17 protein-coding genes are annotated in these 14,921 nt (G+C 39.7%); 11 read left to right on the top strand and 6 right to left on the bottom strand.

Annotation, left to right across the window (positions count from 1 at the left end):
* Position 1: 1 nt before the first annotated feature.
* Both ACIPUA_RS02620 and ACIPUA_RS02615 read right to left on the bottom strand, forming a co-directional pair.
* Positions 2-727 (bottom strand): gluconate 2-dehydrogenase subunit 3 family protein, encoded by a 726-nt coding sequence (locus ACIPUA_RS02620; RefSeq protein WP_042844349.1) that lies wholly within the window; start codon positions 725-727, stop codon positions 2-4.
* Positions 728-1,083: 356 nt separating this feature from the next.
* Positions 1,084-1,431: a RidA family protein gene (locus ACIPUA_RS02615; protein ID WP_042843880.1), complete on the bottom strand. Its 348-nt coding sequence runs from the start codon at positions 1,429-1,431 to the stop codon at positions 1,084-1,086.
* Positions 1,432-1,581: 150 nt separating this feature from the next.
* Here ACIPUA_RS02615 and ACIPUA_RS02610 point away from each other — a divergent pair, with 150 nt between their 5' ends.
* The 6 genes from ACIPUA_RS02610 (at position 1,582) to ACIPUA_RS02585 (ending at position 8,954) form a co-directional block, all read left to right on the top strand.
* The gene (locus ACIPUA_RS02610) at positions 1,582-3,498 is read left to right on the top strand and encodes an ATP-dependent DNA helicase (protein WP_048607135.1); all 1,917 of its coding nucleotides are present in this window, start codon (positions 1,582-1,584) and stop codon (positions 3,496-3,498) included.
* A gap of 103 nt (positions 3,499-3,601) precedes the next feature.
* The gene (tsaB, locus tag ACIPUA_RS02605) at positions 3,602-4,300 is read left to right on the top strand and encodes a tRNA (adenosine(37)-N6)-threonylcarbamoyltransferase complex dimerization subunit type 1 TsaB (RefSeq protein WP_449059245.1); all 699 of its coding nucleotides are present in this window, start codon (positions 3,602-3,604) and stop codon (positions 4,298-4,300) included.
* Between the two features lie 244 nt (positions 4,301-4,544).
* Positions 4,545-5,141 (top strand): Slp family lipoprotein, encoded by a 597-nt coding sequence (locus ACIPUA_RS02600; RefSeq protein ID WP_042843877.1) that lies wholly within the window; start codon positions 4,545-4,547, stop codon positions 5,139-5,141.
* 420 nt (positions 5,142-5,561) lie between these two features.
* Positions 5,562-7,250, top strand: a complete 1,689-nt coding sequence (gene fadD, locus ACIPUA_RS02595) for a long-chain-fatty-acid--CoA ligase FadD (RefSeq protein WP_042843876.1) — start codon at positions 5,562-5,564, stop codon at positions 7,248-7,250.
* Positions 7,251-7,335: 85 nt separating this feature from the next.
* On the top strand, positions 7,336-8,457 hold the full coding sequence (rnd, locus tag ACIPUA_RS02590) for a ribonuclease D (RefSeq protein ID WP_042843875.1): 1,122 nt from the start codon (positions 7,336-7,338) through the stop codon (positions 8,455-8,457).
* A 335-nt stretch (positions 8,458-8,792) separates the two neighbouring features.
* Positions 8,793-8,954: a hypothetical protein gene (locus ACIPUA_RS02585; protein ID WP_155405732.1), complete on the top strand. Its 162-nt coding sequence runs from the start codon at positions 8,793-8,795 to the stop codon at positions 8,952-8,954.
* Positions 8,955-9,156: 202 nt separating this feature from the next.
* On the opposite strand, the gene minE is transcribed toward ACIPUA_RS02585, so the two are convergent.
* The 3 genes from minE to minC are packed head-to-tail and all read right to left on the bottom strand — an operon-like array spanning position 9,157 to position 10,985.
* The gene (gene minE, locus ACIPUA_RS02580; RefSeq protein ID WP_042843873.1) at positions 9,157-9,441 is read right to left on the bottom strand and encodes a cell division topological specificity factor MinE; all 285 of its coding nucleotides are present in this window, start codon (positions 9,439-9,441) and stop codon (positions 9,157-9,159) included.
* Positions 9,442-9,444: 3 nt separating this feature from the next.
* Positions 9,445-10,260 carry a septum site-determining protein MinD gene (gene minD / locus ACIPUA_RS02575; RefSeq protein WP_042843872.1) on the bottom strand — a complete coding sequence of 272 codons (816 nt, stop codon included), beginning with the start codon at positions 10,258-10,260 and terminating at the stop codon, positions 9,445-9,447.
* A 23-nt stretch (positions 10,261-10,283) separates the two neighbouring features.
* A complete protein-coding gene (gene minC, locus ACIPUA_RS02570; RefSeq protein WP_042843871.1) occupies positions 10,284-10,985 on the bottom strand; it encodes a septum site-determining protein MinC in 702 nt (233 codons plus the stop codon).
* 129 nt (positions 10,986-11,114) lie between these two features.
* Between minC and ACIPUA_RS02565 the strand changes: the two genes are divergently transcribed.
* The 5 genes from ACIPUA_RS02565 (at position 11,115) to ACIPUA_RS02545 (ending at position 14,349) form a co-directional block, all read left to right on the top strand.
* Positions 11,115-11,384, top strand: coding sequence for a YcgL domain-containing protein (locus ACIPUA_RS02565; protein WP_042843869.1), 270 nt, complete (start codon positions 11,115-11,117; stop codon positions 11,382-11,384).
* Between the two features lie 47 nt (positions 11,385-11,431).
* Positions 11,432-12,520, top strand: a complete 1,089-nt coding sequence (locus ACIPUA_RS02560) for a lytic murein transglycosylase (RefSeq protein ID WP_042843868.1) — start codon at positions 11,432-11,434, stop codon at positions 12,518-12,520.
* Positions 12,521-12,543: 23 nt separating this feature from the next.
* Positions 12,544-13,200, top strand: coding sequence for a fumarylacetoacetate hydrolase family protein (locus ACIPUA_RS02555; protein WP_042843866.1), 657 nt, complete (start codon positions 12,544-12,546; stop codon positions 13,198-13,200).
* A 20-nt stretch (positions 13,201-13,220) separates the two neighbouring features.
* Positions 13,221-13,661 carry a YcgN family cysteine cluster protein gene (locus tag ACIPUA_RS02550; protein ID WP_042843865.1) on the top strand — a complete coding sequence of 147 codons (441 nt, stop codon included), beginning with the start codon at positions 13,221-13,223 and terminating at the stop codon, positions 13,659-13,661.
* Between the two features lie 478 nt (positions 13,662-14,139).
* Positions 14,140-14,349: a hypothetical protein gene (locus ACIPUA_RS02545; RefSeq protein WP_042843864.1), complete on the top strand. Its 210-nt coding sequence runs from the start codon at positions 14,140-14,142 to the stop codon at positions 14,347-14,349.
* 125 nt (positions 14,350-14,474) lie between these two features.
* Here the strand turns inward: ACIPUA_RS02545 and ACIPUA_RS02540 are convergent.
* On the bottom strand, positions 14,475-14,921 hold a 447-nt coding region (locus ACIPUA_RS02540), incomplete at its 5' end, for a transposase (RefSeq protein ID WP_449059244.1).

The raw sequence follows: 14,921 nt of genomic DNA, 5'->3' as shown, positions 1-14,921 counted from the left end.
GCTATATTCCTCTTTTCTTACCTGAAATACTCACGGGCCCTAATGGGTACGGTTGACCAGGATTATCCATAACTTGTTGATAATCAGCTCTAGCACCAGGGAACCCAATTAATTTCCACGAAGCCATCGTTTGATTTCCGCCATGAATCGGGTCAGAAAAATAGCCCTCTTTTGTATTTTCAAGCATTTGAGTGAAGAACAGTTCGCTTGGAACGGAGGAAAGTTCAAGCGCGCCATTTTCAAGCTGAGTGAGTATTTCATCTTGCTCTGCCGTTTCTAGTTCAGCGAACATTTTATTGTGGTGTCGTTGACACCATACATTGACATCCTGAATCCCATTGCGCCATAAATCACGAGGGGTTAACGGAGATTGATAACCTAATTCTGGAACACTAGTTGCAAAGGGGCCATGCATATACCAAAGATGCCCATATCCATAAGGTTGTTCCATTTGTTTATCAATAAAAATAGGGATGCCTTCATCGACGGCACCTGGGCCATATTGGTCGGCAGGAATAAGCCTATTGGTGGCAGCAAGAACGAATTGCCACTCAATTTCATTAAAAAAAAGCGGGGAATATAGCGTTGATAAATTATTGGGTGAGTGAGATGTAGCAGCTAAACTGTCCATGGTTATTAGATTGCTGCCTAGCGCGGTAAGCGGAATGATAGCTAATGTTTTTTGTAAAAAAATTCGCCTAGGAGGTACGTTTTCTTTTTTGCTCATATTACTATCCCAGTTATGATCTATTAATTTAAATAAACACATAAGTTTCTTTTGGTGCGCGATAGAAGATAGAACTATCTAAAATTTATAGTCGTTTATTTTAATGAGGGATATTTGCCTAAAAAAGGTTTCTAAATGTGTTTTATGTAACAAAACGCAGATTTTAGTGGCAATAAATTGTTAATAAGGGAAGCTGGATTGAGAAAATTGGGATGCTGCTTGAGCTATTTTATTCGCGGGCGATTGCAGACAGGAGGCAGTTTTAAATTTAAAGGGTATATTTTTAGTTTAGAGCCCCAGTTTCGTTACTAGGACTCCTAAGCTAACCCTACAATCACTTATTTTTAAATATAAAATCAATCAATTGCAGCAATTATCTTTATTTCAACTTTATATTCAGGCTTCATCAATAATGCCTGTACAGTACAACGTACAGGTGCACTTCCCGCAACGACCCATGCATCCCATGCTTGGTTCATCCCAGCAAAATCAGCTTTATCAGCCAAGAAAATTGTTGCATCGAGGATTTTGCTTTTATCCGAACCTATACGCTCTAACATGACATCAATTGCAGCAAGTGTATTGGCGGTTTGCGCCACGATATCGGCATCGAGGTTTTCTGGCACGCTGGTGTAGTAAACAACATTATTATGAATAACAGCTTCAGACCAACGATTATCTGGGTCAATACGTTTAATGGACATAATCATTCCTTATTATACATGTAACTCAAGAATAGCAGCTTGATAGCCGGATGAAAATCAGTTGTTCAACCAAGTATTAATTAGCTCAGCAGGGTAAGCCAACTCATGGTAAAGTGTGCTACTCATTTTTTTGATAAATAGGTTTTTGTTGTGCACGATGATTTTTCTGCGGATGGCTTTTTAGCCAGAACAATTCCTGGTTTTCAACCTCGTGAAGCTCAGGTTACTATGTCCAAAGCCGTAGCTGAGTCGATTGAACAGCAACAGGTGCTGGTGGCTGAAGCGGGAACGGGAACAGGAAAAACCTATGCTTATTTAGTGCCAGCATTGCGTAGTGGGAAAAAAGTTATTGTTTCAACAGGGTCAAAAGCACTACAGGATCAATTATATCATCGGGATTTACCCTCAATAATCGAAGCGATGAACTATACTGGGCGCACAGCTTTATTGAAAGGGCGCTCCAATTACTTGTGTTTAGAAAGGTTAGATCAGCAATCATTAGGTGGCGGAAGCCTCGAACCAGAAATTTTATCTGCCGTTGTTAGGTTACGTAGTTGGTCAATAGAGTCTGAGTTAGGCGACACCAGTACTTGCCATGATATTGCTGAGGATAGCCCGGTTTGGCCACTAGTCACTAGTACCAATGATAATTGTCTGGGAAGTGATTGCCCTCGTTATAAAGAGTGTTTTGTTCTCAAAGCTCGCCGTAAAGCTTTAGAAGCGGATATTGTCGTCGTCAATCATCATTTATTCATGGCGGATAGAGTCGTCAAAGATACGGGGTTTGGGGAACTAATCCCCCAAGCAGAGGTGATGATTTTTGATGAAGCACACCAAATTCCAGATATTGCCAGCCAATATTTTGGCCAACAGTTAAGTAGTCGTCAATTACTTGACCTTGCCCGGGACATGGTCATGACGTATCGAACGGAGTTGAAAGACCAAGTACAACTGCAAAAAAGTGCGGATAGGCTAACGCAAAGCACGTTAGATTTTAGGTTGAATTTGGGGGAAAACAGCTTCCGTGGGAACTTACGTGACTTACTTAAGCTACCTGCTGTGCAAAGGGCGCTGACATTACTCGATGATTCATTAGAATTATGCTATGAGGTAATTAAAACCTCTTTAGGGCGCTCTCAAAGCTTAGATTCTATTTTCGAGCGAGTGACTATGTATCGCAACCGGCTAAACCGGCTTAAAGATGTTTCTATTGCTGGCTACAGTTATTGGTTTGAAAGCTATGGACGTCATTTTTTACTCGCTTTGACCCCATTAACGGTCGCAGAAAAATTTAGTGAGATGATTAATAGCACACCTGCGAGTTGGGTTTTCACATCAGCAACGTTATCTGTCAATGAAAAGCTAAGTCATTTTACAGACCGCTTAGGTTTGGTTAAAGCCAAAACATTATTACTGGCGAGCCCATTTGATTATCAACGTCAAACGTTGTTGTGTGTGCCGCGTTTTTTACCGGAACCGAATCAACGCGGAGTTGCGCAAAAACTGGCAACGATGTTACGGCCTTTAATCGAGAAAAACCAAGGGCGGTGCTTCTTTTTGTGTACATCTCATGTGATGATGCGTGAATTAGCCGAAGAATTTAAAGCCTCATTAACGTTACCCGTATTAATGCAAGGGGAGAGCAGTAAGAACAAACTGTTATCTCAGTTTATTGCGGCAGGAAACGCTGTGTTAGTCGCAACAAGTAGTTTCTGGGAAGGGGTAGATGTACGTGGCGATGAACTTACTTGTGTGATTATTGATAAACTGCCATTTACGGCACCAGATGACCCCTTATTGAGGGCGCGAATTGAAGACTGTGAATTACGCGGTGGCGACCCTTTTGCCGATGTACAGCTACCTGATGCTGTTATTACCTTAAAACAAGGTGTTGGTCGGTTAATTCGTGATACAAGTGATTATGGTGTGATAGTGATTTGTGATAATCGCCTAGTGACTCGTCCTTATGGTGAGGTATTTTTACGCAGCCTTCCTCCATCTCCACGGACGAGAAGCGTAACCAAGGCTATCGAATTTCTTGAAGAAAAAAGGCGACAGTCTCCCTAAAAAGAGTCAATTCCTTGGCGTTTTTCTGCTGTTACGGAAGTTGTTTGTGTTAATATGCATAACATCTTTTAATCAAAAATTATTAATTTGCCGGAGTTTAGGCATGTCGACCCGTATTCTTGCTGTTGATACAGCAACCGAAGCATGTTCAGTTGCACTTTGGTGTGATGGTGAAATCATTTCACGCTTTGCTATTTCCCCTCGTGAACATACACAAAAAGTTTTACCCATGGTTGAAGAGGTTTTGGCCGAAGCAGGTATGGGGCTAAACCAGTTAGATGCATTAGCATGTGGTCGTGGCCCGGGTAGTTTCACGGGAGTGCGCATTGGTGTAGGGATAGCACAAGGGTTAGCATTAGGTGCTGATTTGCCAATGATTGGTGTTTCTTCATTAATGACACTCGCTCAAGGTGCATTACGTCTCACGGGGCAAACGCAAGTCCTAGTTGCCATTGATGCACGTATGTCTGAAATCTATTGTGCTCAATATCAATATGTTGTAGATAGGCAATGGTTAGGTGAAGGCACAGAAGCTGTTCTACAACCTGATGACTTTAAAGCCCAATTCACCTCATTGACTGGGCAATGGTGCTATGCCGGTACAGGTTGGGCAGCTTATCCAACATTATTAGCCAGTGATAAGGCATTGAGTGATAGTCAGGTGACGTTACCTGATGCGCAAGACATGCTGCCAATTGCTGCACAGTTATGGCAACAAGGTAAAGCGATTGCAGTTGAAAATGTAGAACCAACTTATTTGCGTAATGAAGTGACTTGGAAAAAATTGCCCGGTAGAGAATAAGTTCAGCAGAAGTCATCAAAAATTGAATTGGCTGTATCTTATCACTAAATATATAGCCAATTTATTATCTAATTTAGGTAATACATAATATCTTGATAAATTAAAATACAAATCGAATTGTTTAAAAAGATAGGTTATTATTAAAAGGTAATGTATGCCTGTTTAACATATTGTGTTGTCTCAAATTAAGACTATTTTAAACAACACAATATAAAATTATACTATTGCTAATCGGAGGTGGTCTATGAATATTGAATTAAACTGCCGCACTGCACTTAAAGGTCTTTTTGTCGCAAGCGTATTAGCACTAACAGGGTGCGTCTCGATACCCGCATCAATTCAAGGGTCGGTACAAAACCCTACGGATAACTTAACATCCGTACAAAATGCACCTGAAATGTATATTGGTCAAGAGGCACGCTTTGGTGGAAAAGTCCTTGCTGTGGCAAATGAGCCGACAAGGACTCGCTTAGAAATTGCGGTGATGGCATTGAGTAAATACGATGCTGCACCTGAACTCAATGCTCCATCTATTGGTCGTATATATGCTTATTTGAATGGTTTCCGTGAGCCGAGTGATTTCACTAATCGTTACGTTACGGTAGTCGGTAAAATCACTGGTGAACAACCAGGTAAAGTCGGGCAAGTTCCTTACAAATATGTCACTTTAGATGTGACAGGTTTTCAACGTTGGAATATTGCACAAAGTGTTATGATACCACCGAGTGGGCCGTGGAATTATGGCTACTACGGGGACCCTTACTATTATAACCATCCTTGGGGGTGGGGATATGGCTATCCAGGCGGCCCGGCTCAGGTTCACACTTACTTAACTGAGTAATATTTTATCTCTGTTTTTGAACTTAAGACTCACTAAGTAAAAAGGAAAAGGCTGTTACCTTTAAAGTAATGGCCTTTTTTTGTGCTTGAAGATAAATAATGGCGTTCTTCGGCAGTCTTTTATACCACTAAAACTATCTTTTTTTGATATGGCAAGTTATTAAGCATCGATAAGCTCTCCAAACTTAGTGTAGTTCGGTGTATAATTACGTTATCTTGTATAGATTTACATCTATTTAATTAATCTTAAGACAAACAAGGCGGCATAGACCGCCTTGTTTTTTCTTAGAAGAATAAAATTTATTTAGTGATAGAGGTCTCAACCTTGACATTGTCTGTTTTTCAAACTGGTACGCTGAGTTAATAATTTGTTAAAACATGTGTTGAGTATAATAAATTCACTAAATTCAGGAGTAACATTTTGGAAAAAATCTGGCTAAAAAATTACCCTACTGATGTGCCGGAAGAAATCAATCCTGATCGCTTTGCCTCTTTGGCTGAGTTACTTGAAAACGCGGTTTCTCAATATGCTGATCAGCCTGCATTTATCAATATGGGCGCAGTCATGACTTATCGGAAGCTGGAGGAAAGAAGCCGTGCTTTCGCTGCTTATTTGCAAAATGGGCTTGGTCTAAAAAAAGGGGATCGTGTTGCATTAATGATGCCGAACCTCTTGCAGTACCCTATTGCTTTGTTTGGGATATTGCGGGCAGGTATGGTAGTGGTGAATGTTAATCCACTGTATACACCGCGAGAACTAGAACATCAACTAAACGATAGCGGTGCCGCAGCGATTGTGATTGTGTCGAATTTTGCTCATACGCTAGAAAAAATTGTTTATAACACCAAAGTTAAGCATGTCATTTTGACGCGAATGGGCGATCAACTCTCACGACCAAAAGCGACCATTGTGGATTTTGTTGTTAAGTATGTGAAACGCTTAGTTCCTAAATACAATTTACCCGATGCCATATCATTTCGTCGTGCAATGCATTATGGCTATCGTATGCAATATATTAAACCAAACATTGCAGGTAGTGATTTGGCTTTCTTGCAATACACGGGGGGAACAACAGGGGTTGCCAAAGGCGCGATGTTAACCCATCGCAATATGTTAGCGAATTTAGAACAAGCGAGAGCAGCTTACGGCCCTGTGTTGAAGTTTGGGGAAGAGTTTGTTGTGACTGCATTACCTCTTTACCATGTATTTGCGCTGATGGTGAACTGTTTGTTATTCATCAATGTTGGGGGAGTCAATTTACTTATAACTAACCCGCGTGATGTACCAGACACGGTGAAGCAATTAGGGCGTTATCCTGTTACATCCATTACTGGGGTGAATACATTATTTAATGCATGGCTTCATAATGATGAATTTAAGAAGTTAGATTTTTCACGTTTACGTCTTTCGGTTGGTGGGGGGATGCCAGTACAAAAAGCAGTGGCTGAAAAATGGCAGCAGCTCACCGGGAAACATTTGCTTGAAGGGTATGGTTTGACAGAATGTTCACCATTAGTGACGGGGAACCCCTATACCTTAACGTCTTATAGTGGAAGTATTGGTTTACCTGTTCCATCAACTGATGTTAAATTCCTTGATGATGATGGTCATGAAGTTGCCATTGGTGAACCCGGTGAAATGTGGGTAAAAGGCCCTCAGGTTATGAAAGGGTATTGGAATCGCCCTGACTCAACCGCGGAGGCCATCGTTGATGGCTGGTTAGCGACAGGGGATATCGCTGAAATAGATACTGAAGGCTATATTCGCATTGTTGATCGCAAAAAGGACATGATTATTGTTTCTGGTTTTAATGTTTATCCAAATGAAATTGAAGATGTCATTTCGGCACACCCTGATGTGATTGAATGCGCTGCAATTGGTGTTCCTAGCGAAAGTACAGGGGAAGCCGTTAAAGTGTTTGTTGTGACGAAAAATACGAATTTAACTGCTGATGAACTTAAAACCTTTTGCCGTCGTTCGTTAACCGCGTATAAAGTGCCTAAGTTATTTGAATTTCGTGATGAATTACCAAAATCTAACGTAGGTAAAATTTTACGTAAAGATCTGCGTGATGAAGAAAAATTGCAAAGAGATAAAACACCAGTATGATGATGGTTTAGTCTCATAAAGATAATAAGTAACGCCGGTTTATACCGGCGTTACTGTGATGAAAATATAAAAAGAGAAACTTGTTTTGAATTATCGTTTAGTAACTACAGATAGTGAACTAGCCCAAATATGTCAAGAAGCGAGCCATGCGCCATGGCTTGCGTTGGATACCGAGTTTGTTCGTACCAGAACGTATTATCCTCAATTAGGTTTGCTACAGCTGTATGATGGAAAGCAAGTTTCGTTGATTGACCCGTTATCAATAACGGATTTTAGCCCGTTCAAAGCACTTTTGACTAACCCAAATCAAATTAAGTTCTTACATGCGGGCAGTGAAGATCTCGAAGTCTTTATGCATGATTTCGGCTGCGTTCCTGAACCCATGATTGACACGCAAATTATAGCGGCTTTTTTAGGGTATCCTATTTCGTGTGGTTTTGCGTCGTTGGTATCAGAACATCTGGGAATTGAGTTGGATAAAAGTGAGTCTCGTACTGATTGGTTAGCGCGCCCATTGAGTGAAAAACAGTGTGATTACGCAACAGCGGATGTGCTGTATTTACTACCATTAGCTGAAATCCTGATGGCTAAAGTGATGGAGGCTGGGTATTTAGAAGATGTTAAAGATGAGTGCCAACGTGTTGTCGCTCGTCGTCAAAAAACACTCAAACCGGAAAAAGCATACCTAAATATTCATAATGCTTGGCAATTACGTGATGAACAACTCGCGTGTTTACAGTTACTCGCGGCATGGCGATTAAATCAGGCAAAAGCTCGTGATATGGCAATTAACTTTGTTGTAAAAGAAGAGCACTTGTGGAAAGTGGCTCGTTTTTTACCGGGTTCTCTCGGCGAACTTGATAGCTTAGGTTTGACGGGGCAAGAAATCCGTTGTCACGGTAAGCGTTTGTTAGCTATTGTGGATCAAGCTAAAAAACTTGATGCAAGCCAATATCCTGCACCTGTGGCAAATATTACTGAACAAAGTGAATATAAAAATCTCTTTAAAGAAATTAAAGCTATCGTCAAAGATATCGCTGAAAATGAAAAATTTAATGCAGAATTATTAGCCTCAAGAAGGCAGATTAACCAGTTACTTTCTTTACATTGGGGGCTAAAAACTTCGGCAACGCCCCCTGAGCTTCTCGATGGTTGGCGTGGAAAGTTGCTTGCAAAACCTATTTCAAAGTTACTAACAAACGTATAATCGTTTAAGGTACAGGGGGTTTTCCCTTGTACCTACTAAAAACATCCTTTTCAGTTATATTATCATTTCATTTAATTACTCTAACAAATAAATTCTAGTTAATCGTCTGCTATATTTAAATTAAAATTGGTTTTTAATTAAATTTACTCTTAAAAATAAACAAACAAAAAAGAGTAAAGGGGGATAATATAATTAATTACTATAAGGTTATTTTTTAATAAACTGGAAATAAAACCACTATTTCACGTTTTTTGTATGCAGTTATTGTCTCATTATTGCTACATGGTGGGCTAACTTATTACAGTCTACGGAGCAGTTCAGTATCTGCAAAAATATTGGTACCGATTAATTCAGATGTCATAACGGTTGCTTTATCTCAATTACTGGTTGAAAAACAAATCGCTAAAACTGAAGACCCCCTTGTTGGTTCGAGTGGATTAATGAGTTCGCCAGTTGAATTGGAAAGCGCACTAATTGAGGTCGCAAAAAAACAGTGAAACGTATAGCAAAGACAGGTCATCAAAAACAAAAATTAATTTGAATAAGCCCAAGAAAAGCTCATAGAGTGAGAATAAATTGAACAGCCTATCTTATTATTTCTCATTAGAGAAATAATAAGATAGAAAGACTGGCATCACAGCGATGTAATGCTTGGGTTGAAAAGCAAGCCGCCATAGTAAATAGCGGCTTCTTTGCAAATTATTTTTCAGCTGTTGAACTTTTTATTTCGTCACCTTCAGGTAACGTAACATTGAGCTCTAGAACAGAGATATCATCGCCTTTTTGTTCAAACTGCACTGATAACATATCAGGGTCAACCTGAACATATTTACAAATAACTTGCAGAATATCGCGTTTCATATCGGCCAGATATGGGGGTTCACTATCACCACGGCGACGTTCTGCAACGATGATTTGCAATCGCTCTTTTGCGATATTCGCTGTCGGTTTTTTTCTCGACAGAAAGAAATCCAATAAAGCCATTATTTATCCCCCAAATAGGCGTTTTAAGAAACCTTTTTTCTCTTCTTCAATGAAACGGATAGGGCGTTCTTCGCCTAAAATACGTGCAACACAATCATCATACGCTTGGCCCGCTTCGGACTCAGTATCTAAAATAACGGGTTCACCTTGGTTAGATGAGCGCAGTACCGATTGATCTTCAGGAATAACACCAATTAAAGGAATGCAAAGGATTTCAAGTACATCTTCCATACTTAGCATATCACCGCGGGTAACACGGCCTGGGTTATAACGAGTCAGTAGTAAATGTTCTTTAATTGGCTCTTCACCTCTTTCAGCACGACGTGATTTAGAGGCTAAAATACCTAAAATACGGTCAGAGTCACGGACGGAAGAAACTTCTGGGTTTGTAGTAATAATAGCTTCATCAGCAAAGTAGAGCGCCATTAATGCGCCACTTTCAATACCAGCTGGTGAGTCACAAACGATAAAGTCAAAGCCCAAGTTATCACTTAATTCATCAAGGACTTTAGCGACCCCCTCACGAGTTAATGCATCTTTGTCGCGAGTTTGTGAAGCGGGTAAAATAAATAGGTTTTCGGTGCGTTTATCTTTAATCAGTGCCTGATTTAGGGTAGCGTCACCTTGGATGACGTTCACGAAGTCATACACTACTCGACGTTCACACCCCATAATAAGGTCAAGGTTACGTAGGCCGATATCAAAATCGATCACTACCGTTTTGTTTCCTTTTTGTGCCAGGCCAGTAGCTATGGCCGCGCTTGAAGTGGTTTTACCAACGCCACCTTTACCAGAAGTCACTACAATTATGCGTGCCATGAATAATTCCTTGTAAATAAGGTCTAAATTAAATATTCGATGTTAAGTTTATTATCAACTAAACGAAGTTTAGTTGCTTTGGCAAGATAATCAGCAGGGATTTGATCGCTCAACCAATATTCACCTGCAATTGAAACTAATTCAGCTTGCAAGTGAGTACAGTAAATCTGGCTTTCAACATCACCAGAGGCACCTGCTAATGCGCGACCTCTCATCATGCCATATATATGAATATTACCATCTGCTAACAGTTCTGCACCTGCGCTCACATTACTTGTGACGATTAGATCACTATTTGGTGCGTAAATGCGTTGCCCAGAACGAACAGGGGTATTTATAATTCGAGTTTTACGATACAGCGGCTCAGTTTGAACCGTCGTAACCTGAGTTTCAGCTTGCACTTCAACAGGTTTTTGGCTTTTACCTTCATTCAATACCGGTAAACCAACATCATTTGCTTTTTGTCGTAACTGTGGGTCAGTACATCCGCTGACACCGACAATTCGTAAACCAGCTGAAATAACGGACTTGTGAATACTCGATAAGTCTACATTTGGTGATAGTTCAGCAATATTAATTACGACAGGGGCATTTTTAAAGAAGTCAGGAGCTTGACTTACTTTATCTTGCAGCGCTTTTTTGATGAGTTTAGGCTCTTCACTGTATAAGTGAATTACTGAAAGAGTAAAACTGCTGCCTTTAAGTTCTATTGGCGATTGTGGCATCTATCTAGACTCAGCAAATTAAAATTTCCGAAACAATCCTCGGGTGAAGATATTCTGTAAAACAATAGCATGTTATAGTTACTGTATTCTTCAAGCAAGCTAATGAACTAAGAAAAAGAGTTAAATATAATGATTTGTGCAATTTATAGAAGCCCTAAGCGTGAGCAAACTTATCTTTATATTGAAAAGAAAGATGATTTTTCACGGGTTCCTGAGGACTTATTAGCCCAATTTGGAACACCACAATTTGCTATGCTTATTGCGTTGGATAAACGCGACAGGCTTGCCAATGCTGACTTAGCACGTGTTAAGGCCGATCTTATCGATGTTGGTTATTACCTACAATTCCCACCTCCGGTGGAAAATTTGCTTTCAGAACACAAAGAACTGAATAACTGAAGCAAATTAAGAAAATCCTGAAAAGTAATTCTGTCTGGAGGATACGAATGAAACCAACATTATTATATACATTAGTCGCTGGTTTGCTTTTAGCAAGTTGTTCTGCGACACAACCTGAATCCGTGGTAACTCAACCGATTACTGCAAAACAAAACGAGGCAATAATTCAAGAAGTTGCCGCGCTAGATAAAGCATTTCCAATTGAACAACGTGAACCAGAGCAATTTCCTGCCTATGTGGAATTACTAAAAGAACATGCTGTTGCACAAGGGATTAAACCCGCAACGATTGAGCGAGCCTTTGCTAATATACATTTTATAGAGCGAGTGGTAAAAGCAGATAAAGGTCAGCCAGAAAAAAGAGCGACCGTTACATTAGCCAGCTATTTAAAAAATGTCTTGCCACAATCACGGGTTAACGCAGGGTATAATAAATACTTAGAAAATAAAAACTTGTTGGATTCCACTAGCCAAAAATATGGGGTGCCACCCCAATTTATTGTATCGTTATGGGGATTAGAAAGTGGATTTGGGCGCTCTCAAGGGAAAGAGGATGTCATTTCTGCTCTTGCGACACTGTCGTTCGAAGGGCGTAGAGAGGCGCTTTTTAGTAAACAATTATTAGCCGCACTTGAAATAATGGATAAAGGCTTCATTCCAGAAGACCAGCAATTGAAAGGTTCATGGGCCGGGGCGATGGGGCAGAGCCAATTTATGCCAACCTCATACTTATCCTATGCCGCAGATGGCGATGGCGATGGGAAAATGGATATATGGGCTAATAAGGCCGATGTTTTTGCCTCTATTGCCAATTACCTATCAACTGAGGGCTGGCAATCACAATTACCTTGGGGTTATCAAGTCACTTTACCTGCTGATTTCAATCGAACTCTGGAAGGCGTAAAAACTGAACAAGGGAAAACAGTGAGCGAATGGCAACAATTAGGTGTTAAATTGCCTACAAGTGCGCAATTATCTCCAGACGTGAAAACATGGGTAGTTATCCCTGATGATCCAGAAGGGAGAACATTTTTAGTGACTGAAAACTTTCGCACCATTATGCATTGGAACCGCTCATATTATTTTGCACTGAGTGTTTGTATGATGGCAGATGGCATCGCTAACAAAATAAAATAATGATAGTAGATAGGAGTCCCCTTATGTATCAACATCGTGATTGGCAAGGTGCGTTACTTGATTTCCCAGCAAACAAAGTAGTTTGTGTGGGTAGTAACTATGCAAAGCATATTAAAGAGATGGGGTCAGCGGTTCCTGAAGAGCCTGTGGTTTTTATTAAGCCAGAAACAGCTTTATGCGATATTACACAATCAATTGTTATTCCAAAAGATTTTGGTGAGGTTCACCATGAAATTGAAATGGCAATTTTAATTGGTATGCCGTTAAAAAATGCCGATGAAGACCGAGTTTCGCGTTCTATTGTCGGTTATGCAGTTGCTCTGGATTTAACATTACGTGATCTACAAGCTAAATTTAAGCAAGCAGGGCAGCCATGGGAAAAAAGCAAAGCTTTTGACGGTTCTTGCCCAATTTCTGGTTTTATTCCTGTTAGTAACCCGAATGACCTACAAAATATTGAGCTTTCTTTGGAAATTAATGGTGAAGTTCGCCAAAGCGGCTCGACGCGTGATATGATCACCCCAATTTTACCACTGATTAGCTACATGTCCCGTTTCTTTACTCTACGTGCAGGGGATGTCATTTTGACTGGGACTCCTGAAGGTGTAGGCCCATTGGCTTCTGGTGATATGCTGAAGTTATCGATAAATGATCATTCGTTGACTACTCGAATTATTTAATTATAGGATTAATTAGTATTATGTCGCAGTTTTGGCAAGTTAAAACATTGGATGAAATGACGGATGAGGAATGGGAGTCTCTCTGTGATGGGTGTGGGCAATGTTGCTTACACAAATTAATGGATGAAGACACTGATGAAATCTATTTTACTAATGTAGCTTGCAATCAGCTAAATTTAAAAACATGTCAATGTAAGCATTATGAAGACAGGTTTAGTTATGAAGCGGACTGTATTAAACTTAATCGTTATAATTTAGAAACGTTTGAGTGGTTACCCAATACGTGTGCTTATCGTTTGTTACTTGAAGGTAAGTCGCTCCCTGCTTGGCATCCATTGAAAACAGGTTCAAAAGCTGCGATGCATAGTGAGGGTATTTCGGTTCGCCATATTGCTGTAAAAGAAATTGATGTGGTGGATTGGGAAGAACACATTATGAACCGGCCTATGGGTAGGGGGTAATATTCCCCCTCATTGGTAAGGTAATTTTAATGGGTATCTCTTTACTAACCGCAGCTTTATCTATTCTCATCAATGCATCTTTATTGCCTGCTCTTGGGGTTTTTATCGAAAAATTCTGTCAGTATGCAGAGATGATGCTTTATACATTTTAGACATTATTGAGTTAAATAGAATCAATAATATCGAAAGAACTATTTTGAAATAATGTCAGTTTTAAGCATAAATATTATTTCATATGTTGACTTTAACGATAAAAAATTATTTATTAATATCACTCGATTGTTTTAGCTTATTAAAAACACTCCATTTATTAAGCTGTAATTTCCAATTAAACTGTGCCTTAGAACACATTTATTATTGTAGTTACGCAAAAAAAAGCCTATTTATAATAACAGCCGCACAACTAGCGGCTCCTTGCTTTGCTTTTATAAAGATAGTTCGCTACCCTATTTTAACAGAAGTGATTTGAGGGTCTGGAATGAAAACGTTTGGTGTTGTGCTCACAATTATTGGGTTAATTACAGCGATTATTTCTTATAATATGGATGTTAGTATCCCTATTGTTTATGGAGAGTCGATTAAAGACACAGGCTTAGCATTTGATAGGCAAAATTATATTATTGGTAGTTTGTTGGTTGCTTTTTTTGGTGTATTAATTGTTATTTTTGATAGTAGAAAGCGTAAATAATAAGGCCGCTTGGGGTGATAAGTCCTCTCTTTTTCTTACTAGATATAGACTAAAATCACTAAAATTAACTAACTATAATCCTATGTATTCCTTCCATATAGCAGAAAGAGTCTGTCCACTCCCCTTTAATTGAGACACGTTAAATTAGAGTTTTCTAACTGTTGACGATAGGCCTCCGGTGGGAGGTGATTTAAACTTTCATGGGTTCGATTTTGGTTATAATCTTGCAGCCAAAACCACGCTAATTCTCGCACTTGGCTTAATGATTCAAATAAATACGCATTTAAAAACTCTCGACGGAACGAACCATTAAAACGTTCGATAAACCCATTTTGCTGCGGTTTTCCCGGTTGAATATGGCACAGTAAAATTTGGTTATCTTCACAATAATTCAATAAGTTAACTGAAATGAGTTCAGGGCCATTATCGACTCGGATCTGTTTCGGTAACCCTCTTTCGGCTTTTAAACGTTCAAGCACCCTGATGACGCGTTCAGCCGGTAATGACGTATCAACCTCAATCGCCAAGCATTCACGCGTTCCTTCATCAATAATGTTGAGAGTTCTGAAGCG

This window comes from Providencia sp. AGC89, assembly GCF_053543535.1.
Note: the sequence above shows the minus strand (reverse complement) of the source record. Positions and strands in the feature narration are given on the sequence as shown.